Source organism: Xanthomonas sp. NCPPB 901 (assembly GCF_056725085.1).
This window is the reverse complement of record NZ_CM161511.1, coordinates 3972084-3993121: the sequence shown is the minus strand read 5'-3', so window position 1 is coordinate 3993121 and position 21038 is coordinate 3972084. Positions and strand designations below refer to the sequence as shown.

General features: G+C 71.2%; 22 protein-coding genes. 4 read left to right on the top strand and 18 right to left on the bottom strand.

Going from position 1 to position 21038, the window contains the following annotated elements; all coding sequences use genetic code 11:
- Positions 1-25 precede the first annotated feature (25 nt).
- The gene (locus AC1PME_RS16940) at positions 26-925 is read right to left on the bottom strand and encodes an SMP-30/gluconolactonase/LRE family protein (RefSeq protein WP_481096488.1); all 900 of its coding nucleotides are present in this window, start codon (positions 923-925) and stop codon (positions 26-28) included.
- Between the two features lie 125 nt (positions 926-1050).
- Between AC1PME_RS16940 and AC1PME_RS16935 the strand changes: the two genes are divergently transcribed.
- Positions 1051-2172, top strand: coding sequence for a Gfo/Idh/MocA family protein (locus tag AC1PME_RS16935; RefSeq protein WP_481096487.1), 1122 nt, complete (start codon positions 1051-1053; stop codon positions 2170-2172).
- Positions 2173-2297: 125 nt separating this feature from the next.
- Here the strand turns inward: AC1PME_RS16935 and rlmM are convergent, their stop codons facing one another.
- The 8 genes from rlmM to AC1PME_RS16895 form a co-directional block, all read right to left on the bottom strand.
- Positions 2298-3344 (bottom strand): 23S rRNA (cytidine(2498)-2'-O)-methyltransferase RlmM, encoded by a 1047-nt coding sequence (rlmM, locus tag AC1PME_RS16930; protein WP_254459022.1) that lies wholly within the window; start codon positions 3342-3344, stop codon positions 2298-2300.
- A 49-nt stretch (positions 3345-3393) separates the two neighbouring features.
- Positions 3394-3942: an N-acetyltransferase family protein gene (locus AC1PME_RS16925; RefSeq protein WP_481096486.1), complete on the bottom strand. Its 549-nt coding sequence runs from the start codon at positions 3940-3942 to the stop codon at positions 3394-3396.
- A 14-nt stretch (positions 3943-3956) separates the two neighbouring features.
- A complete protein-coding gene (locus AC1PME_RS16920; RefSeq protein ID WP_481096485.1) occupies positions 3957-4514 on the bottom strand; it encodes a nucleoside deaminase in 558 nt (185 codons plus the stop codon).
- Positions 4514-4921, bottom strand: a complete 408-nt coding sequence (locus AC1PME_RS16915) for a hypothetical protein (RefSeq protein WP_481096484.1) — start codon at positions 4919-4921, stop codon at positions 4514-4516. The genes AC1PME_RS16920 and AC1PME_RS16915 overlap by 1 nt, the downstream gene beginning before the upstream one ends.
- 59 nt (positions 4922-4980) lie before the next feature.
- Complete coding sequence (locus AC1PME_RS16910; RefSeq protein WP_254459018.1) at positions 4981-5361, bottom strand: STN domain-containing protein; 381 nt, start codon at positions 5359-5361, stop codon at positions 4981-4983.
- Positions 5362-5407: 46 nt separating this feature from the next.
- Positions 5408-6367 carry a DMT family transporter gene (locus AC1PME_RS16905; protein WP_481096483.1) on the bottom strand — a complete coding sequence of 320 codons (960 nt, stop codon included), beginning with the start codon at positions 6365-6367 and terminating at the stop codon, positions 5408-5410.
- A 26-nt stretch (positions 6368-6393) separates the two neighbouring features.
- Positions 6394-7173 (bottom strand): helix-turn-helix transcriptional regulator, encoded by a 780-nt coding sequence (locus tag AC1PME_RS16900; protein WP_481096482.1) that lies wholly within the window; start codon positions 7171-7173, stop codon positions 6394-6396.
- 282 nt (positions 7174-7455) lie between these two features.
- A complete protein-coding gene (locus AC1PME_RS16895; RefSeq protein ID WP_481096481.1) occupies positions 7456-9210 on the bottom strand; it encodes a glutamine--tRNA ligase/YqeY domain fusion protein in 1755 nt (584 codons plus the stop codon).
- Between the two features lie 257 nt (positions 9211-9467).
- Between AC1PME_RS16895 and AC1PME_RS16890 the strand changes: the two genes are divergently transcribed.
- The gene (locus tag AC1PME_RS16890) at positions 9468-9695 is read left to right on the top strand and encodes a putative signal transducing protein (protein WP_017915895.1); all 228 of its coding nucleotides are present in this window, start codon (positions 9468-9470) and stop codon (positions 9693-9695) included.
- 75 nt (positions 9696-9770) lie between these two features.
- Here the strand turns inward: AC1PME_RS16890 and AC1PME_RS16885 are convergent, their stop codons facing one another.
- Genes AC1PME_RS16885 through AC1PME_RS16875 form a run of 3 tightly spaced genes read right to left on the bottom strand, consistent with a single transcriptional unit; the run spans position 9771 to position 12852 of the window.
- Complete coding sequence (locus AC1PME_RS16885) at positions 9771-10244, bottom strand: response regulator (RefSeq protein WP_481096480.1); 474 nt, start codon at positions 10242-10244, stop codon at positions 9771-9773.
- Positions 10241-12151, bottom strand: a complete 1911-nt coding sequence (locus AC1PME_RS16880) for a hybrid sensor histidine kinase/response regulator (protein WP_481096479.1) — start codon at positions 12149-12151, stop codon at positions 10241-10243. Before AC1PME_RS16880 ends, AC1PME_RS16885 begins: the two co-directional genes overlap by 4 nt.
- Complete coding sequence (locus AC1PME_RS16875) at positions 12148-12852, bottom strand: helix-turn-helix transcriptional regulator (RefSeq protein ID WP_481096478.1); 705 nt, start codon at positions 12850-12852, stop codon at positions 12148-12150. The genes AC1PME_RS16880 and AC1PME_RS16875 overlap by 4 nt, the downstream gene beginning before the upstream one ends.
- A gap of 127 nt (positions 12853-12979) precedes the next feature.
- On the opposite strand from AC1PME_RS16875, the gene AC1PME_RS16870 reads away from it, so the two are divergent.
- Positions 12980-13504, top strand: coding sequence for an SgcJ/EcaC family oxidoreductase (locus AC1PME_RS16870; protein ID WP_481096477.1), 525 nt, complete (start codon positions 12980-12982; stop codon positions 13502-13504).
- Between the two features lie 104 nt (positions 13505-13608).
- Positions 13609-14259, top strand: a complete 651-nt coding sequence (gene msrA / locus AC1PME_RS16865; protein ID WP_481096476.1) for a peptide-methionine (S)-S-oxide reductase MsrA — start codon at positions 13609-13611, stop codon at positions 14257-14259.
- Between the two features lie 86 nt (positions 14260-14345).
- Here the strand turns inward: msrA and AC1PME_RS16860 are convergent, their stop codons facing one another.
- From AC1PME_RS16860 to ahpF, 6 genes are all read right to left on the bottom strand, one after another.
- A complete protein-coding gene (locus AC1PME_RS16860; RefSeq protein ID WP_481096475.1) occupies positions 14346-15575 on the bottom strand; it encodes a hypothetical protein in 1230 nt (409 codons plus the stop codon).
- A 212-nt stretch (positions 15576-15787) separates the two neighbouring features.
- Entirely contained in the window at positions 15788-16357 is a 570-nt protein-coding gene (locus AC1PME_RS16855) for a type 1 glutamine amidotransferase family protein (protein ID WP_481096474.1), read from the bottom strand.
- Between the two features lie 294 nt (positions 16358-16651).
- Positions 16652-17620, bottom strand: coding sequence for a transaldolase (tal, locus tag AC1PME_RS16850; RefSeq protein WP_481096473.1), 969 nt, complete (start codon positions 17618-17620; stop codon positions 16652-16654).
- Between the two features lie 46 nt (positions 17621-17666).
- Positions 17667-18098: a nucleoside diphosphate kinase regulator gene (gene rnk / locus AC1PME_RS16845; RefSeq protein ID WP_254459005.1), complete on the bottom strand. Its 432-nt coding sequence runs from the start codon at positions 18096-18098 to the stop codon at positions 17667-17669.
- Positions 18099-18211: 113 nt separating this feature from the next.
- Entirely contained in the window at positions 18212-19165 is a 954-nt protein-coding gene (locus AC1PME_RS16840; RefSeq protein ID WP_254459004.1) for a LysR substrate-binding domain-containing protein, read from the bottom strand.
- Positions 19166-19319: 154 nt separating this feature from the next.
- Positions 19320-20912 (bottom strand): alkyl hydroperoxide reductase subunit F, encoded by a 1593-nt coding sequence (ahpF, locus tag AC1PME_RS16835; protein ID WP_307552171.1) that lies wholly within the window; start codon positions 20910-20912, stop codon positions 19320-19322.
- Between the last annotated feature and the right edge of the window lie 126 nt (positions 20913-21038).

The following is a 21038-nucleotide window of genomic DNA, read 5'->3' as shown; positions in this document are numbered from 1 at the left end:
AGACGCCGCTGCGATACGCATCCCATCAGCGTCCGTGCTCGCGTCCGGGGCGGTCGCTGCGGAAGGTTTCGATCGCGCCGCGGTCCTGCAGGGTCACGTCGACATCGCGTCCGTCGGCGCCGCCGAAGGCCAGGTTGGTGGGCTTGCGGCCCTTGGTCGCGACCTCGTGCAGCAGCGTGCCGTCGGGCGCCAGCACGATCACCTTGCCGGCGTCGTAGCGGGCCACGTACAGGTTGCCGTCGACGTCGCAGCGCATGCCGTCCAGGCCGGCGTCGGCGAAGCTGGCGAACAGCCGCTTGTGCGACAGGCTGCCGTCGGCGGCACGGTCGTAGACCCAGATTCGCCGCTGCACGCTCTCGTTGACGTACAGGCGCTTGCCGTCGGGACTAACCTCGATGCCGTTGGTGGTGCCCATGCCGGTCTCGATCAGATGCGCGCTGCGGTCGCGGTCGATGCGCCACAGCTGGCCGCCGTTGTGCTTCCAGTCCGGGTCGCTGGCATACAGGGTGCCGTCCGGCGCCATCGCGATGTCGTTGGGCTGGAACGCGCCCGGCAGCGTGGCATAGACCTCGATGCGCTTGCTCGGCAACGCGATGCGCAGGATGCGGTGCCGGCCATAGTCGGCCACGTACATGCGCCCGCGGCGGTCGAAGCGGATGCCGTTGCCGATGCTGCCGTCAGGAAGATCCACGAACAGGCTCGCCTGTGCGTGGCCGTCGGCATCGCGCTGGACCCGGCCGATGCTGCCGTCGTGGGCGAAATTGACCACGTACAGCGCGCCATCGGGGCCGGTCGCAGGACCTTCGATCTTGTCGGTGAACACGCCGTCGCCGACCAGGTCGCGGGCGCGGAACAGGGCGTCCTGCGCGCCGGCCGGGGAGGCCAGCAGCAGGGCGAGGGCGGCGAGCAAGGGGCGGCAGCGCATCGGGTGTCCGGACGGCGGGGGAGGCGGCAGTGTGCCAGAGGCCCCGGCGCATCGCGCGATAGCGCTCACAGTGCCGATGCCGCGCGAGCGGTTAGGGTGGGGAACCCTTCCGGTCGGAGTTGCGCATGAAGCCGTCCTCGCCGAATCGCCGTCGCCTGTTGCTGGCCGGCCTGTCCGCCGGTGCCGCCGGCCTGTTGGGATCGCCCGCCTGGGCCGCCGTGCCGGCACGGCGCCGCAAGCCGCTGGGCGTGGCCCTGGTCGGGCTGGGCCAGTACGCCAGCGATCGGCTGGCCCCGGGCCTCACCCTGACCAAGCACTGCCGCCTGGCCGGCATCGTCACCGGCTCGCCGCAGAAGATCCCGCAGTGGCAGGCGCGCTATCGCATCCCGGATCGCAACGTCTACAGCTACGACGACCTGGAGCGCATCGCCGACAACCCGGACATCGACGTGGTCTACGTGGTCACGCCGCCGCACCTGCACGCGCCGCTGAGCCTGCGCGCCGCGGCCGCCGGCAAGCACGTGTGGTGCGAGAAGCCGATGGCGCCGCACGCCGAGCAGGCGCGGGCGATGATCGCCGCCTGCGCGCGCAACAAGGTGCGGCTGAGCATCGGCTACCGCATGCAGCACGAGCCCAACACCCGGCGCCTCATCGCCCTGGCCGGCGAACGCCCGTTCGGCGCGATGCGCAGCGTGCGCGCGGAGGCGGGATACGCCGGCTACGGCTACGGCGACACCGACCCGGCGCAGCGGCCATGGCGGCTGCGCGCGCAGTACGGCGGCGGCGCGATGTACGACATGGGCGTGTATCCGCTCAACGCGGCGCGCTACACGATCGGCGCCGAGCCGCTGGCGGTCAGCGCGCGGCGTTCCACGGATCGGCCGGCGCTGTTCGACGAGGTCGACGAGCACATGCACTTCACCCTGGAGTTCCCGCACGAGGTGATCGCCACCTGCGCGGCCAGTTTCGGTCGCACCATGAACCTGCTGCGTGCCGAGTGCGCGAACGGCTGGTACGAACTGGCGCCGTTCCAGGCCTACGACGGTGTGCGCGGCCGGGCCAGCGATGGCCGCCTGTTCGACGCGCTGGTGCGGCACCAGCAGGCGCTGCAGATGGACGAGGACGCGCTGGCGATCCTGCAGGGCACGCCGCTGCGCGTACCCGGCGAGGAAGGCCTACGCGACATCCGCATCGTCGAGGCGATCCAGCGCTCGGCGCGCGCGGATGGGGCGCGGATCGTGCTGTAGCGGGCGGTGGCAATGTGCTGCGCGTAGGAGCGGCTTCAGCCGCCACAGGCATTCCCAGGAAAGCCGTCGCGGCTGAAGCCGTTCCTACCGAAAACCGGAAAGACCGGAGGTGTGCGTGCGGCCGTTCAGCCCGGTATCGCCAGCACGGTGATCTCTTCGCGGTCGTGGTAGAGCTGCTTGGCGCGCAGTTGCAGCGGGCGCTCGGCGCGTTCGGCGAACAGGTCCAGGCACAGCCGGGTCTCGTCCCAGCGCTTCTTCATCGGCAGCTTCAGATTGAAGATCGCGTGCCGGCACCAGCCCTCGCGGAACCAGGTGGCCATCCGCTCGGCGACGCGGCGCGGTTGCTCGACCATGTCGCAGACCATCCAATCCAGCGGTTGAGCAGGCTTCCAGTGGAAGCCGTCGGCGCGCAGGTGGGTGACCAGGCCGCTGTCGAGCACGTGCTGGCGCAGCGGGCCGTTGTCCACGCTGGTGACGTGCAGGTGCTGGCGGGTCAGCACCCAGGTCCAGCCGCCGGGGGCGGCACCGAGGTCGGCGGCGCGCATGCCCGGGCGCAGCAGCGTCTCGCGCTCGTGCGGGGTCAGCAGCGCCAGCAGCGCTTCCTCCAGTTTCAGGGCCGAACGCGAGGGCGCCTCGGGCAGCAGGCGCAGGCGCGGGATGCCCAGCGGCCAGGGCGCGGCATCGTCGGGCTGGGCCAGGCCCAGCAACGCATGATCGCCAGCGACGAACAGCACGTGCAGGCGCGGCAGTCGCGGGTCTTCCTTGGGCGTGAGCAGGCCGGCCTTGCGCAGCGCCGGGCGCAGCGCGTTGCCGAAACTGCGCGCCAGCCCGGCCAGCGGCTTGGCCGTGTCCGAATCCGGATGCTCCACCCACACATCGCCGAGCCTGGGCAGACCCTGCAGCGCCTCCAGCATCGGCGCGATGCGATCGGCCGGATCCAGCCCGGGCAACTCGGCGATCAGCGCCAGCGTCTGGCGGGCGAACACCAGCGTGCGCCAAGGCAGCGCCGCGGCCAGCTGCGGGTCCTCGCAGGCGAACACCGCGTAGCCCTGGTTGCGCTGGGTGCGGGCATAGCCGGCCAGCCCGGCGTCGGCCGCGCGCTGGGTCAGTTCGGCCGCCAGCTCCGGCTCGAAGCCCTGGCGGCAATAGCACAGCAGGCCGGCGCTCTTCATGGGCGCCTCCGCTCTGCAAGGCGGCGCGACACGGCTGGTGCGTGGGTACTCATCGGCCCGGCGCCTGCAATGCCAGGCGCATGAGGATCTGATCGTGGTATCGGCCGTCGCGGCGGATTGCGAGCGGCTCGATCCCGTAGACGCTGAAGCCGGCCATCTCGTACAGGCGGCGGGCCGGCAGATTGTCGGCGATCACGGTCAGCAGCAAGGCTTCGATACCGCTGCCGTGCGCCTGTTCGATCAGCTGCGAGAGCAGGCGGCCGGCGATGCCCTGCCGGCGATGCGACGCCATCACCACCACGCTGCGCACTTCGGCCACGTGGCGCCGCGCGCGTCGCAAGAAACGCACGCTGCGCACGAAGCCCACCAGCCGCTCGCCATCGAACGCGCCGGCATAGTGGATGTCGGTATCGGCCAGCTCGGCTTCGAACTGCGCCAGCGGCGTCGCCTCGACCTCGGCAGCGGTCGTCATGAAGGCCTCGGGCGCTTCCTGCAACCCGGCCAGACGGCAGGCCTTCAGTGCGGAGGCATCGGCAAGGGCCAGGCGCCGGATCGTCACGTTCGGGGTGAGGACGGCGGGCGTCGTGGTCGCGTGCATCGAAGCGGGGGCCTTCAGTACTGCGGGCCGTGCTGGCCGTAGTGGGCGAGTACCGCGCGCGCGTCGTCGCGGTGCAGGTCGCGCACGACGGCGATGCCGCGCTTGTTGAGTTCGCCGACCCAGTCGGCCGGCAGCGGGCCTTCGTCGAAATCGGTCAGCGATTCGACATCCTCGGCGCGGGCGCCGATCAGCAGCCGGTCGATGCCGGCCCACACGGTGGCGCCGAAGCACTGGCAACAGGGCTGGGCCGAGGTGGCCAGCGCGACCGGGCCGGGCAGGGCCGCGTTGAGGCGGAAGCTCTGCGTCCGCTGCTGGGCCAGCATGTAGGCCATGTTCTCGGCATGGGCCAGCGAGGTGTTGTGCGGCACCACGCGGTTGACGCCGACCGCGACGATGCGGTCGCCGTCGAACACCGCCGCCCCGAACGGGCCGCCACTGCCGTGCTCGACATTCAGTCGCGACAGCGCGATGGCCAGCGCCACCTTGTCGGCGTCGCTGGCGTAGACGGCCTGCGGATCGATCGTCTCGTGGATCCAGGCGGGCAGGGTGAGGTGGACTTGCGCGTAGAGCATCAGCGGACGGGTTCGGCAGGCAGGGGCGCGCGCAGTGTATCGGCTTGGGCGGGGCGCGCGCTGCATTGCCCGGACACGCAGGCGCAGCCGGCGATGGCGGGCGAGCCGCATACGCTCATGCGCCCGCTGGCCTGGCACTGCGCCATCACCCCTTGCGGGTCGGTGGGGCTGTCGCGGTTGACGCAGGCCGGCATCGCGCCGCAGCAGTTGCCGACGTTCTTGACCGTGCAATCGGCGTCGGTGCGGCAACTGCTGTCGACCTTGACCGGCAGGCCCGATGCGGATGCCGTCGGGGCCGGGGCCGGCACCGCCGGCTTGGCGGTTTCGCTACGTGCGCAGGCGCTGGACAGCAGCATGCCGGCGAGCAGGCACAGGGAACACAGCAGCGACGCGAAATGGCGGGGCATGGCAACCTTCCGTGCGGTGGATTGCGGTCATGGTAGCAATCCACCGCGCCGCCGCCGGGTCAGCGGCGCACGACGGTCAGCGTGTCCGCGTTTTCCTGCGCGATCCGCAGTGCGGTGCCGTCCAGCGCCTGATGCAGCGCCTGGCGGATGCTGACCTGCCCCTTCACTGCATTGACGTGCAGCGATGCCAGGCCGGGATCGCGGTACACGACCATGCAGCCGGTGGCATGGGCCAACTGCTGGGCGGTTTCGTCGAAGCGCCCGGCCGGCAGGTCGTAGGCGTGGTCGGGGACGGCGTCGCACTTGCCGGTCGCCGCAGGCGCGCTGGCGCTGGCGGCCGAATCCGCCGCTGTGCCGGATGGAGCGGTGGAGGAGCTGCAGCCGGCCAGTGCGGCAGCCAGGACGAGGGCGGGGCAGCAACGGCGCAGGACGGTAGGCATGGCGCGATTCCCGTGGAGGACCTGCGCAAAGTCTAGGCAGCGCCGCTTAACCAGGCTTGGCTTCCTGTGCGGGCGGCTGCGGCCGTGCATGCACCAGGGTGCACCACAGCACGCCGCCGAGCAGGCAGGCGATCGCCAGCAGCTCCAGCACGCTCGGCCAACGCTGTTCCCACAGGAAGCCGTACAGCAGCGCGAACACGGTCTCGAACACGATCATCTGCCCGACCAGGGTCAGCGGCAGCAGCCGGCTGGCGTGGTTCCAGCAGGCGTTGCCGATCACCGAGGCGAACAGCGCCAGCACCAGCGCCATGCTCCAGAAGCGCACCCAGTCGGCACCGGCATGGGCCGTGCCGGCCACGGCGAAGGCCGGCAACGCCAGCGCCAGGGCCAGCGCACCGGTGACCACGCCGGTGAGCAGCGACCAGTCGCGTCCGGACAGGTCCGGGCGCCGCCGCAGCCAGCGCGCGTTCTTGATCGAGTAGGCGGTCCAGCACGCCAGCGCGCCGATCGCGCAGGCCAGTCCCGCCGCGCGCAGGCCGAGGCTAGCGGGAATGTGCGGCCGCGCGACGGCCAGGGTCTGCACCGCGACCAGCGCCACCCCGAGCACGCACAGCGCACAGGGCGCGGCGAGCCGGCGCAAGCGGACCGCGCCGGCCGCGCGCGAGCCGATCACGGTGACCGTTGCCGGCAGCAAGCCGATGATCAGCGCGGTGGCGGCGCTGCCGGCCCACTGCACCGCGCAGCCCAGCAGCACGTAGTAGACGATGTTGCCGAGCAGACTCAGGCGCAGCAGCGCCCACCACTCGGCCGCGCCCAGCGGCGCGGTCGCGGCGCGCCAGCGCGGCAGCAGCACCACCGCCGCGATGGCGCCATAGGCCAGGTAGCGGGAGACGGCCAGTTGCAACGGGGAAAATGCGCTCAGCAGCTGCGGTACCAGGAACACCAGGCCCCACAGCGCGCCCGCGGCGATGCCGCTGCCGACCCCTGCCCATAGCCGTTCGCGCATTGCGTTTCGCTTCCGTGGCGGCCGTATCAGCCGTGTCTGCCCAGCATGCCGCTGTCGGCGCCGGCCGGCTTGTCCCAGACTCCTGTCCTGGCGCGCCGGCGGTAGGCGGCCGGGGTCTGCCCGGTGGCGCGCTTCAGTGCGCGGGTCAGCGCGCTCTGGTCGGCATAGCCGCTGTCCTGGGCCAGGGCGGCGATCGGCCGGGTGCCGTGCGCCAGCTGCCGGCGGACCCAGTCCAACCGCCGCGCCGCCACCCAGTCCTGCGGCGTGCGTCCCAGCGTGGCGCGGAACAGCGCGTGCAGGCGGCTCGGGCTCAGGTGCGCCAGTTGCGCCATGCGTCGCACCGGCCAGTCCTGGCCGGGCGCGGCTTCGATGCGGCGGCACAGCGTCTGCAGCCGCTGCCAGCCGCGGGGCGCGGTGCCCGCCTGCAGCCAGGCCAGCACGGCGGCACCGGCCCGGGCATGGGCGATAGCGAGGTCTGGATGCGGCGTCCGGGCGGCGAGCAGCGCCTGCAACGGTGGCGGCAGATCGAGGAAGGGCTGTTGCCGCAGACGCTCCAGCGCCGCGTCGCCGAAGGCATCGCTGGCGCAATCGACGATCAGGAAGCGGTTGGCGTCCAGCGCGCACTGCGCATGCCGGGTCTGCGGCGCGACCACGGCGGCGCGGTACCGGTCCAGATAGGCGCCGCGGCCGTCCACTTCCAGTTCCAGCGTGCCGTGCAGCGGCAGCACCAATTGCACGTGGTCATGCTGATGGGCGGTACCGTCGCGGCCGTAGCTGCGCAGGCTCAGGGTGGGGGCGGTCGACATGCCCGCTACGCTAGCGCGCGGGTGGCGGCGGAGGGAAGCGCCGGGATTGGGAGCTGGGGCGGGTCCCCGGACGTCAGCATGGTGTCCGGAGCCAGATCGCTGTCAAACGATCCGATGAAAACAGTGGCTGTTGTTTGTGGGAAGGGCTTCAGCCCCAACGCGACTTATCGGGAAAGCCCGTCGGGGCTGAAGCCCCTCCCACAGTGCAATTGCAACCGTCCAGCACTCGCTGAGAATCCCGAGTCCCGAGTCCCGAGTCCCGGCTTTTGCACCCTCCCTGGCTCAGGCGCCGCCCTGGCCGCCGCTCCAGGTGTCGCGCAGGGTCACGCTGCGGTTGAACACCGGCGCGTCGGCGCGATGGTCGTAGCGGTCGGCGACGAAATAGCCGGTGCGCTCGAACTGGAACGCCTGCTCCGGCGCGGCCTGCGCGGCGGCGGGTTCGACGTAGCCGCGCACGCTGCGCTTGGAGGCGGGATTGAGGTGGTCGCGGTAGGTCTTGCCGTCGGACTCGTCGTCGGGCTTCTCCACCGAGAACAGGCGGTCGTAGAGGCGGATCTCCGCCTCCACCGCGTGCGCGGCGCTGACCCAGTGGATGGTGCCCTTGACCTTGCGGTTGGCGCCTTCCATGCCCGGGCGCGATTCCGGGTCGAGCCAGCCGCGCAGTTCCACGATCTCGCCGGCCGCGTTCTTGATCACCTCGTCGACGCGGGCGATGCCGGCGCCGCGCAGGCGCACTTCGCCGCCCGGGACCAGGCGCTTCCAACCCTTGGGCGGGACTTCGGCGAAGTCCTCGCGTTCGATCCACAGCTCGCGCGAGAACGGCACCTCGCGCGTGCCGAAGCTCTCGTCCTTGGGATGGTTGGAGAAGGTCAGGGTCTCGCTGTGGCCTTCCGGCAAATTGCTCAGCACCAGCTTCAGCGGCTCGATCACCGCCATGCGCCGCGCGGCGTGCGCGTCCAGGTCTTCGCGCAGGCAGCCTTCCAGCACCGAGAAGTCGATCACCGAGTTCTGCTTGCTGATGCCGACGCGGTCGACCAGCAGGCGCAGCGCGGCCGGCGTGTAGCCGCGGCGGCGCAGGCCCTGCAGGGTGTACATGCGCGGATCGTCCCAGCCGTCGACCAGGCCTTCGGCGACGAGCTGGGTCAGCTTGCGCTTGCTCATCACCGTGTAGTTGATGTTGAGCCGCGAGAACTCGATCTGCCGCGGCTTGGCCGCCTCGCGCGGCAGGCCCTTGTCCAGCAGCGGCTGCAGCAGCTCCGGGTGGCCGGCGAGGTCGACCTTGTCCACGCACCAGTCGTACAGCGGGCGGTGGTCCTCGAACTCCAGCGTGCACAGCGAGTGGGTGATGCCTTCCACGGCATCGCCCAGCGAATGCGCGAAGTCGTACATCGGGTAGATCGGCCAGGCGTTGCCGGTGTTCTGGTGCTCGACGTGCTTGATCCGGTACAGCGCCGGGTCGCGCAGGTTGATGTTGCCGCTGCTCATGTCGATCTTGGCGCGCAGGGTGCGCGCGCCGTCCGGGAACTCGCCGGCGCGCATGCGCCGGAACAGGTCCAGGTTCTCCTCGACGCTGCGGGTGCGGTACGGCGAGTCGCGGCCCGGTTCGGTGAGGGTGCCGCGGTACTCGCGCACCTGCTCGGCGGAGAGGTCGCAGACGAAGGCGTGGCCGTCGCGGATCAGCTTCTCGGCGGCCAGGTAGTACACCTCGAAATAGTCCGAGGCGTGGCGCAGCTCGGCCCAGTCGAAGCCCAGCCAGCGCACGTCGTCCTGGATCGCGGCGACGAACTCGGGGTCTTCCTTGGCCGGGTTGGTGTCGTCGAAGCGCAGGTTGCAGCGCCCGGCGAACTCGGCGGCGATGCCGAAGTCCAGGCAGATCGCCTTGGCGTGGCCGATGTGCAGATAGCCGTTGGGCTCGGGCGGGAAGCGGGTGCGGATGGCCGTGTGCTTGCCGCTGGCCAGGTCCTCGCGGACGATCTGGCGGATGAAGTCTTTCTTCTCGGCCGGGGCGGAGGCGTCGGTGGCGGGGGTGTCGGACATGCGCGCGTCGGAGACTAAGTAAAGCGCAAGTTTATAGTAAGTAAAGCGCTGCTTTAGCTTGGCCGGACTGGTCGGCGGCCGTCCTGGCGCGTAGGCTGCGGAGCAATTCACCCAAGAGAAGCCCGGATGCAGGCGTTCCGTCTTGCCCTTTGCGTCATGCGTCCTTCTCAATTGACGTGCCCGTGTGCGGGCCTGTGTTGCCTGCCCTCGTCCCAGGTCATGCCTGGGTCCGCGGCTCACGGCTGAGGGGCGCGACCATGCAGATCGCCTACCGCGCCCAGCACCTGATCGATGCGCACCTGGCCAAGCACGCGCTGGAGGACGCCGGCATCACCGCCTTCGTGTTCGGCGAGGCCCTGCTCGGCGGCGCCGGCGAACTGCCGTTCGGTGTGGTCCAGGTCTGCGTGGCCGACGAACTGCTGGAAAAGGCCCAGGAAGTGCTGATGGCATTGGGCCTGGGCGGGCAGGTGACGCGGGCGATGTAGCTTGGGGGCCGGGATTGGGGAGTCGGGATTGGGGATTCGCAACGGCAGCGCTCCGCTTTTGCCAATCCCCAATCCCTAATCCCCAATCCCGGCCCTCAACCACCCAGGCGGCACGGCATCCGCCACGGCCAGGGCGCGCAGGCGCTTGAACAGCACCACGGTCTCGGCCACGTTCCAGACCCGCAGGGCCACCTCGAAGGTGTCCAGCGGCTTGGTCAGGAAGTCCTTGGCGCCCAGGCCGAGGGCGCGGTGGCGGGCGCTGCGGCTGGGGTCGGCGGTGAGCACGATCACCGGCAGGAAGCTGGACGGGCCGGCCAGGCGCGCCAGTTGCTCCAGGATCGCGTAGCCGTCCAGCTCCGGCATCATCAGGTCGAGCAGGATCAGGTCCGGCGCGAATGCGGCGACCAGGCCCAACACCCGCTGCGGGTCGGTGGTCGCCACCACCTGGCGGAAGCCTTCGCGCTGCAGCAGTTCCTCCAGCAGGCGGACGTTGGCGGGTTCGTCGTCGACGATCAGGATGCGCGCGGCGAGGACATCGTTGCGGGTCATGCGAGGTGTCGGTCCAGAACGGAGAAGAAGTCGGCCACGTCCAGCGGCTTGGTCAGGTAGGCGCGCACGGGCTCGCCCTGCACCCGGGCCAGCGTGGTCGCGGTGGCATCGGCGCTGATCACCACCACCGGGATCGCGGCGGTATGCGGCTGCGCGCGCAGCGCCTGCAGCAGCTCCTCGCCGTTGCCGTCGCTCAGGTGCAGGTCGAGCAGGATCAGGTCGGGCGTGGCGTGCTGCAGATGCGCGTGCGCCTGGGCCATGCTGGCGGCCTCGTGCAACCGCCAGTGCGGGCGGCGTTCGACCAGGGTGCGGATCAGCGCCTGGTTGGAGGGGTTGTCCTCCACGCTCAGCAACTGGCGATGTCCCCCGCCCACCGTTGTCGTCGCCACGGCCGTGTCTGGCAGTGCCGCTGCCTGTGGGCGGTCCAGCGGCAGCGCGATGGTGAACCGCGATCCGTCCGGGCCGCTGTCCACGGCGATGCGTCCGCCCATCGCCTCGGTCAGGCGCTTGCTCAGCGCCAGGCCCAGGCCGGTGCCCTCGATCGCCGAGCGCTCGGCGCCGAGCCGCTCGAACGGCGTGAACAATCGTTCCACCTGCGCCGGCGTCAGGCCATGGCCCTGGTCGTGCACGGCCAGCGCCAGGGATTGGCCTTCGGGCACGGCACTCACCCACACCGCGCCACCCGGGCGGTTGAACTTGATCGCGTTGGACAACAGGTTGATCAGCACCTGGCGCAGCCGCTGCGGATCGGCGCGCACGGTCCACTCCGGCGGCACCTGCGGGGGCCGCAGCACGATGCCGCGCGCCTGCGCTTCCGGCGCGACCAGGCCCAGCGCCTCCTCCAGCGCGCTGCGCACCGGCACCGGGCGCGGGCTCAGGTCGAGCTGGTCGGCCTCGATGCGGGCGATGTCCAGCAGTTCGGTGATCAGCCCCAGCAGGTGCCGGCCGGCGCCGAGGATGTGCTGCAGGTGATCGCGCTGCGCCGCGCCCGGCAGGTCCATCTCCAGCACCTGCGCATAGCCGAGGATGGCGTTGAGCGGGGTGCGCAGTTCGTGGCTGCTGCGCGAGAGGAATTCGGTCTTGGCGCGGTTGGCGCTCTCGGCCTCGCGGCGCGCCGACTGCGCTTCCTCGGCGCGCGCGGCAAGCAGGGTGCTGGCCTGCTGCAGGCGTTGCGCGACCTGGCCCAGTTCGTCGCCGGCCGGCGGCTGCGGCGCCAGTGGCCGGCCGTCGCCGAGGCGATCGGCGTTGGCCGAGAGCTGGCGCAGGCGCCGCGACAGCGACGAGGCGAACCAGGCCACCGCGAGCACGGCGCCGAGTCCGCCCAGCATCGCCGCGCACAGGGTGATCAGCAGATTGCGCTGGCGCAGTGCCTGCGCCTTGGCGGTACGCACCTGCAGTTGCGCGGTCTCGTAGTTGCGCAGTTCGCGCAGTTCCGCGCGCAGGATGTCGAGGGTGACCTTGCCCTCGCGCAACTGGCGGATTTCTTCCTCGCGGCTCAGGTCCGGCGCCAGCAGCCGTCGCCAGCCCTGCATCTTCTCCTCGAACAGCGGCTGGATGCGGGCGAAACGCTGTGCCTGTCGCGGGTCGGTGATGCGTCGCGACAGGCGTTGCACCACGGTCTTGAGCCGCGGCTCGGCGTCGCGGTACGGGGTCAGGAAGGCGTCCTGGCGCACCAGCCGGTAGCCGCGCACGCCGGCGGCGGTCTCGGCCAGCAGCGCATGCGCTTCATGCAGGTCGCTGAGCAACTGCAGGGTGCGGCGCACGTCGTTCTCGGCGGCGATGTTCTGCCGTTCGACGCTGTAGATCGCCACCAGCGCCGCCACCAGCAGCAACAGCGGCAGCGCCACCAGCGCCAGACTCTTGCGGGTCAGCGGCCAGTCGTTCCAGCGCCGCGCCAGCGCCCTCACAGCGCCACCCCCGCCTGCACCGCGACCACCGCGGCCTGGGTGCGGTCGGCCACCTGCAGCTTGTGCAGGATGCGCTCGACGTGGACCTTGGCGGTGCCGGCGCTGATGCCAAGTTCGGCGCCGAGCGCGGCATTGGTGAGCCCGCGCGACAACAGCGCCAGCACCTGCCGCTCGCGCGCGCTGAGCACGGCCAGGCGGTCGACCTGCGCCGGTCTGCGCCGCCGCGGCGCACGCGGCGGTTCGGCCGCCAGCGGCGCCAGCAGCGCGGCGATCGCGGACAGGGCCTGCACGTCCTCCGGCGCCGGCACGGTGCGGACGTCGTCCCAGCCCAGGCACAGCGTGCCCAGCGGCACGCCCAGCGTGGCGATCGGCAGGCACAGTTCGCCTGCCGCGGTGGCGGTCGTGCCGCGCAGGCGCCAGGCGTGGGCGGGCGCCTCGATGGCGACGCTGGCGCCCGGCGGCAAGGCGTCGCCCTGGCTGGCCAGCACCAGGCAGCGGCCGCCGCGCAAGGCCAGCACCGCGGCGTGCGGGGCCGCGACCAGGGCGCTGGCGGGTGCGAGCGCGTGGGCGGTGGCCCGCGCGGCATCGCCGGCCTCGCGCAGCGCCGCGGCGGCGGCGGCCACGGCCTGCCAGCGCGCGGCGTCGGCGGCGTCGCGGCGCAGTGACTCACGCCACTGGCCTGCATTGGAGGGGCTGTGCACGGGCGCGTCTCCGGTATGCCGAACGGCATATTCGAGGATATGCCGCCCGGCGGATTTTTCGCAAGCCGCGGCTGCCAATACTCGCTTCGCCCCGAGACGGCATCCCCTCAGCACACGGAGACTTCCCATGCGTCGCATCCTGTTCGCCCTGGCACTGGGCCTGATCACCACCACCTCCACCGCGCTGGCCGCGCCGGCGATGCACTACGACGGCCAGCCGGCGGCGCCGGCCAGCAGCGCCGAACGCGAGATCGCCGGCCTGTTCGATCGCTGGAACGCGGCGCTGGCCACCGGCAATCCGCAGCGCGTGGCCGACCTGTACGCCCGCGACGGCGTGCTGCTGCCGACGGTGTCCAACCAGGTCCGCGCCAGCCGCGCCGAGATCGAGGACTACTTCAGCCACTTCCTCGCCGCCAAGCCGCGCGGTGCCATCAACTACCGCCAGGTGCGCCTGCTCGACGACGACAGCGCGGTCGACGCCGGCGTCTACACCTTCACCCTCGACAATCCCGATGGCAGCACCCGCCAGGTGCAGGCGCGCTACACCTTCGTCTACGAAAAGCGCGACGGGCGCTGGCTGATCATCAACCACCACAGCTCGGCGATGCCGGAGCCGGTCGCCGCCGCCACGGCCAGCACCGCGACGAAGTGAACGTCGCGCCCGCCGCCGCCGCCGCGGCGGCCGGGCGCACTTGAAAGCGGACGCCGGCAGCGCCATCCACGAAGACATCGCCGTCGCTGCCAGGAGTCCATGCCATGTTGGGAATCGGTGCCTTCAAGCAGCGCCTGCCGCGCCCGGGCGAGAGCCTGCCGGGACGCGCGCAGCCGCTGCCGCTGCACAACCGTCACTTCGTCAACGGCCATCCGTTGCGCGACGCCTTCGCCGGCCTGGAGCAGGTGCAGTTCGGCCTGGGCTGCTTCTGGGGCGCCGAACGCGCGTTCTGGTCGCTGCCGGGTGTGTTCAGTACGGCGGTCGGCTACGCCGGCGGCGAGACGCCCAACGCCACCTATCGCGAGGTGTGTTCCGGCCAGACCGGCCACACCGAGGCGGTGCTGGTGGCGTTCGACCCGCAGGCCGTGCGCTTCGAGCAGTTGCTGCAGACCTTCTGGGAAAGCCACGACCCGACCCAGGGCATGCGCCAGGGCAACGACACCGGCACCCAGTACCGCTCGGCGATCTACTGCACCACTCAGGCCCAGTACGACGCCGCGCTGGCCAGCCGCGACGCCTACCAGCAGCGCCTGCACGCCGCCGGCTATGGCCCCATCACCACCGAGATCCGCTTCCCGGCGCCGCCGTTCTACTACGCCGAGGACGAGCACCAGCAATACCTGGCCAAGAATCCGGGCGGCTACTGCGGCCTCGGCGGTACGGGTGTGAGTTGCCCGGTCGGGCTGGAGGCCTGAGTCAGCGTGCCTGCGCGTGGGTTGCGCAGGATGCTGTCGCCAGCAAGGGTCACAGCGATCGCGCGTGACCATTCGACGCGACGTCGTTACTGGGCGACGCGCGAATCGTGCCGGTTCGCGGCCACGGGGCGCAGCCGCGCCGCATAGCCGGACAGCTGCAGCGCCTTGCGCGGCGACAGGTCGGCCTTGAGCCGCTCGATCGCCGCATCGCCGTCGCGGTCGCGGCCGAGCGCGTAGTCGGTCCGCGCCAGTTCCAGCGTCGCGCGCTGGCGCACCGTCAGGTTGCCGAACGGGTCGAAGAACGAATCCACGCGGGCGCGATCCTGTACGCCGGTCCAGCCGAACGCCAGCTCGGCCGGCGCTTCCTCGGCGAGCTGCGCGTAGTGGCGCCGCGCCTCCGCCGGCGCGATCTGGCCGCTCAGCAGGGCCAGGCGGGTCCGCAACAGCGCCGTTTCGGCAGCCGGCGCCGCGGTTGCGTACGTATCCAGAACGCGCGTCATCCATGCCCAGTCGACGTTGCCGGTGTCGGCCTGGGTGCCGAGCAGGTTGAAGGCCAGGATCGCCGCGCGCTGCGACGCGGTGGTGGCGCGCTCGATCGCGTCGGCCGTGGGGCGGCCCAGCGTCGACGGCTGCACCAGTGCGATCGCCGGATCGTGCGCGAGGATCGCTTCGAGGTCCGGCTTGTGGAAGTAGCCGACCACCACCAGTACGGTCTTGCCCGGATGCGCCAACGCCGCGGCGCGGATGCGCTGGGCTTGCAGGAAGGTGCGGTACAGGTACAGGCGCCGCGGCAGGTCCTGGTCGGCACGTGGCGCCGGGGTTTGCGCCCACTTGCGCACCGCGGCCACGTTCTCGGCCGCATCCGCCGCGAAGAAGTCGCGCTGCAGGGCGGCCTTGTCGGGGAACGACAGAAAGCCCTGGAACCCCTGCTCACGGCGCAGTTCCAGCGGGGTGTCCAGATCCACGCCGAAGCCGAGCCTGGCGTCCTCCACCGGCGGCATCCAGTCGATCGGGCACACGGCCACTGCGTGCGTCGCGGCGTAGGGCAGGATCACGCCCTGCACCTCGTAGGTGTACTCGTAGTAATCGTTGCGTGCCGCCTGCTCCGGCGGGCGTTCGATGCACACCGCGTCCGGCGCGAGTTGCTCCAGGAACGCCGCGAGCACACCCGGCTGGTCGCGTTCGGAGACCAGCTGTGCGGCGTGCTCCACGCCCAGGATCGCGACCCGGGTCGGTGTCGGCGCGGCCGCCACGCCGGCGGCACTGGTGCCAGCAAGCGCCAGCGAAAACAGACAACGCGCCATCCGTCCGCGCATGCACCCTCTCCTGTCGAAGTCGTCGGAAACACCCACCCGCCGCACCTGGGTGCGTGCCCGCCGCTGCGTCGAGCGCGCCACGGATCGGCCGTGGCGCCGCGCTCAGCCGCCGATGGCGGACTGCAGGGTGCGGCTGGCGTGCCGCAGGGTGTGGCGACAACTGTAGTCAGGCAGCGTCGCCGCTGTCTGCATGACAGGTGGCACTGGTCGCGCTAGACGAACTCGGCCGCGAACATCTGCCGCATCTGCGCGATCTGCTCCTCGCGCTCGGGATGCAGCAGGCGCAGGCATTCCTCGGCGAAGCTGACCGGGCTGGTGCCGGGGGCGGTGATCAGGCCGCCGGCGCTGACCACGCGGCGCTCCTGGTAGTGCGCGCTGCCGGCATAGACGCTGGCATGCTCGCGCAGGAAGGCTTCGGAATTGCTGGTGTGCGGACGGGTATCGAGCAGGCCGGCGTAGGCCAGCGCCAGGGTCGCGCCGCAGATCGCCGCCACGCCGCGGCCGGCGTCCAGGCGCTGCTGCAGCAACGCGCTTAGCCCGGGAATCTCGCCGGCCTGCCAGCGGTCGCTGCCGGGCAGCAGCCATAGGTCGGCGTCCAGCGGCGCCAGGTCCGATAGCGCATAGGCAGGGTGCAGGTCCAGTCCGCCGATCGAGCCGACCGGCTTGCCGTCGATGCTGGCGATCTGCAGCGTGTCGCCGAACCAGGCCCGCGCCGCCGGCAGGATGGTGCCGATTTCCCAGTCCGCCACGCCGTCCACCATCACCACTGCGATCGTTGCCATTGCTGTTCCTCTGCTGTGTAACACGCAGCATAGCGGGCGAAGAGGTGCGGCGGCGCCAATGCGCTGTCGAAAGCGCCGCAGGCGATGTGCGCCGTGGCTGCGCCCGTTCTCGGCGTTACGTGTGTCGTGCATGCGGCTTCGCGCTCGCGCGATGCAACGGCCTGCACCGACAGCACCCGATCGAGCGGAAGATGGCAGCGAGACGGCCCCCGCTCCGCCGATTCCCCATTCCCTTTTCCCCATTCCCACCCCCAAGCGCGGCATCACCGCGCTTGGGGAGGGACTGCACAGGGCTCAGCCGATCAGCTTGTGCCGGATCGTGTCGCGCAGCGTCTGCAGGTCCTTGGCGAAGGTGTCGATGCCGCCGGCCAGCTTCTCGGTGGCCATCGGATCGGCGGCCAGGTCGGCGGCGAAGCGCTTGGCGTCGATCGGCTCCACCTTGGCGCCGTCGGCCTGGCCGGGCGAGAGCTTGCGCGGCAGCGGGCCATGGTCGGCGTCGAGCTTCTCCAGCAGGTCCGGCGAGATGGTCAGGCGGTCGCAGCCGGCCAGCGCCTCGATCTGCGCGGTGGAACGGAACGAGGCGCCCATCACCACGGTCGGCGAACCGCGACGCTTGAACTCGTCGTAGACGCCGCGCACGAACTGCACGCCCGGGTCCTCGTCGATGCTCGCCGGGGTCTGGCCATGGGCCACGTACCAGTCGAGGATGCGGCCGACGAACGGCGAGATCAGGAACACCCCGGCCTCGGCGCAGGCCAGCGCCTGGGTGCGGTTGAAGATCAGGGTCAGGTTGCAGTCGATGCCGTCCTGCTGCAGCTGCCGCGCGGCCTCGATGCCTTCCCAGGTCGCGGCGACCTTGATCAGGATGCGGTCCTTGGCGATGCCGCGCTCGGCGTACATGGCGATGAACTTGTGCGCCTTGGCGATGGTCGCGGCGGTGTCGTGGGCCAGGTCGGCGTCCACTTCGGTGGACACGCGGCCGGGCACCAGCGCGCTGAGCTTGGCGCCGACGCCGATGGTCAGGCGGTCGGCGATCTCGTCGACCAGGGCGGCGTGGTCGCCGTCCTGGCCGCGCGCCCAGGCCAGCGCCTCGTCGATCAGGTCGGCGTAGACCGGCAGGTCCAGCGCCTTCTTCACCAGGGTCGGATTGGTGGTGCAGTCCACCGGCTTGAGCCGCTTGATCGCGTCGTAATCGCCGGTATCGGCCACGACCACGGACAACTCGCGCAACTGGGCGAGCTTGGAGGGGGCGGAAGAGGTCATCGGTATCTCTCGGGAACGAGTGGAAACAAGGATAGGGCCGCGCACGTTAACGCGCTGCGCGCGCGTTGTCGTCGTCGGCGCGCTGCACCGCGGTCACGCGCAGGCGCAGCGGGCGTCCGCCGGGCGCCTGCCAGTCGATGGACTGGCCCACGGCCAGGCCGAGCAGGGCGCTGCCGACCGGGGCCAGCACCGAGATGCGCGCATGCGCGGCATCGGCTTCGTGCGGGTAGACCAGGGTCAGCTGGTGGCGTTCGCCGTGCAGTTCGTCTTCGCACTCCACGCGGGCGTGCATGGTGACGATGCCGGGAGGAATCTGGTCGGGCGCCATCACGGTGGCGCGGTCGAGTTCTGCGCCCAGCGCGAGCGCGGCCGGGTGCTGGTGCAAGGCAGGGGTGTCGAGCAGGGCTTCCAGGCGCGCCAGGTCGCGGCTGGAGACGATCAACGAGGGCGGCAGGCCGCTGCGGTGTTGCGAGGTCATGGACAGGCTCCGGTTGGATGACACAACGAACGGGGGCGGCACCGTGCCGCCCCCTGTCGCCATTGTGCAAGCAAGCCGGCGCCGATGCGACGCCGCGGCCGCAGCGGTCCCGTTCAGGCCACCTGGCGCGGTGCCGGGCTCGGCAGCGGTGCCTGCGCCGGCAGCGTGAATAGGTCTTCGGGCAGCGCGCCGAACAGGTGCGCCAGTTGCTGCAGGAACGCGCCCATCGCCGAGCTGCGCCGCCACAGCATGGCGATGCGCCGGCTCGGGCCGCCGTCGGGCGCGAACGGCAGCAGCCGCAGGTTCGGCGGATTGGCCACCGGCGGCTGCACCGCCAGCAGCGGCAGCAGGGTCACGCCGACGTTGGCGGCGACCATCTGCCGCAGCGTCTCCAGGCTGGTGGCCTGGAACTCGGCCTTCTCCAGCGCGCCGGACAGATGGCACACGTCCAGCGCCTGGTCGCGCAGGCAGTGCCCGTCCTCGAGCAGCAGCAGGCGTTGCGCGTGCAGTTCCGCCATGGTCAGCGGGGTCGGCCGCCGCGCCAGCGGATGCTGTTCGGGCACCGCCAGCACGAACGGTTCCTCGAACAGGAATTCGGCGTGCAACTGCTCGTCGTGCAGCGGCAGCGCCAGCAACGCCGCGTCCAGCCGGCCCTCGCGCAGGCGGGTCAGCAGCACGTCGCTCTTCTCTTCGATCAGCAACAGTTCCAGCTGCGGGAAGCGCTCGCGGATGCGCGGGATCACGTGCGGCAGCAGGTACGGGCCGAGCGTGGGGAAGATGCCCAGGCGCACGGTGCCGGCTTCCGGGTCCTGGCTGCGCCGCGCCGCCTCCTTCATCTGTTCGATCTCGGCGACGATGCCGCGCGCGCGGCTGGCCGCCTCGCGCCCGGCCGGGGTCAGCATGACCTTGCGCGGGGCGCGTTCGACCAGCGGCACGCCCAGTTCGTCCTCGAGCTTCTTGATCTGCGTGGACAGCGTCGGCTGGCTGACGAAGCACGCCGCGGCGGCGCGCCCGAAATGCTTGTGATCGGCCAGCGCCACCAGATATTTCAGATCACGCAGGTTCATCGGCGGGTTCCTCGGGACGCAGCGGCGGGGAGGGGACGCAGGGTCACAGCATAGAGCGTGTGACGCAGGTGGCGGCGAGACAGATGGGGCGTGCGCGGTGGAGGCCGCACGCCCTGGTCCCGCGCCGGCGTCGCCACGCCGGACGCGGCGCGGATCAGGCCGCTTCGGCGACGCTGCCGCTGGCGACCGGCGCGCTGTGGCGGATCAGGTGGTCGAACGCGCTCAGCGCCGCCTTGGAGCCTTCGCCCATGGCGATGATGATCTGCTTGTACGGCACCGTGGTCGCGTCGCCGGCGGCGAACACGCCCGGCAGCGAGGTCTGGCCGCGGTCGTCGACCACGATCTCGCCGCGCGGCGACAGCGCCACCGCGCCCTGCAGCCACTCGGTGTTCGGCAGCAGCCCGATCTGCACGAAGATGCCTTCCAGGCTCAGGCGATGCACGTCGCCGCCGACCCGGTCCTTGTACACCAGGCCGGTGACCTTCTGGCCGTCGCCCAGCACCTCGGTGCTCTGCGCGTTGACCAGGATGTCGACGTTGCGCAGGCTGCGCAGCTTGCGCTGCAGCACGTCGTCGGCGCGCAGCTTGCCGTCGAACTCGACCAGGGTGACGTGGCTGACGATGCCGGCCAGGTCGATCGCCGCTTCCACGCCGGAGTTGCCGCCGCCGATCACCGCCACGCGCTTGCCCTTGAACAGCGGGCCGTCGCAGTGCGGGCAGTAGGCCACGCCCTTGTTGCGGTACTGCTCCTCGCCGGGCACGTTCATCTGCCGCCAGCGCGCGCCGGTGGACAGGATCACGGTGCGGCTCTTCAGCGAGGCGCCGTTGGCCAGCTTGACCTCGACCAGCCCGTCGGCCCCGGCCGGCAGCAGCTGTTCGGCGCGCTGCAGGTTCATGATGTCCACGTCGTACTGGCGCACGTGCTGCTCCAGCGCCGCGGCCATCTTCGGGCCTTCGGTCTCCTGCACCGAGATGAAGTTCTCGATCGCCATGGTGTCCAGCACCTGGCCGCCGAAGCGCTCGGCCGCCACGCCGGTGCGGATGCCCTTGCGCGCGGCGTAGATCGCCGCCGCCGCGCCGGCCGGGCCGCCGCCGACCACCAGCACGTCGAACGGCGCCTTGGCCGCGATCGCCGCCGCGTCGCGCTTGGCCGCGCCGGTGTCGAGCTTGGCCACGATCTGCTCCAGGGTCATGCGGCCCTGGTCGAACACCTCGCCGTTGAGGTAGACGGTGGGCACCGACATGATCTGCCGCGCCTCGACCTCGTCGGGGAACAGCGCGCCGTCGATCGCCACGTGCTGGATGTTCGGGTTCAGCACCGCGGCCAGGTTCAGCGCCTGCACCACGTCCGGGCAGTTCTGGCAGGACAGCGAGAAATAGGTTTCGAAACGGTACTCGCCCGGCAGGTTGCGCACCTGCTCGATCAGCTCGGCGGTGGCCTTGGACGGGTGCCCGCCGACCTGCAGCAGCGCCAGCACCAGCGAGGTGAACTCGTGGCCCATCGGCAGGCCGGCGAAGCGCAGGTGGATGTCGTGGCCGGGGCTGTTCAGCGCGAACGACGGGGCGCGCTCGCCGCTGTCGCGGTGCACGTCCAGGGTGATCTGGTCCGACAGCAGCACCAGGTCCTCGAGCAGGTCGAGCATCTCGCGCGACTTGGCGCCATCGTCCACCGACGCGGTGATGTGGATGGGCCGGACGACCCGCTCCAGGTAGGCCTTCAACTGGGTTTTCAGATCGGCATCCAACATGGCGGACTCCTGACGTTGGGCAAAGCGAGGGGGAAGCGAACTGCCAGGGCAGTGCGCCGCGAACAAGGGAGGAGGGATGAACCGCAGCCGGCGCCGGCGCGCGATGCCGGCTGCGGTTCACCCCCA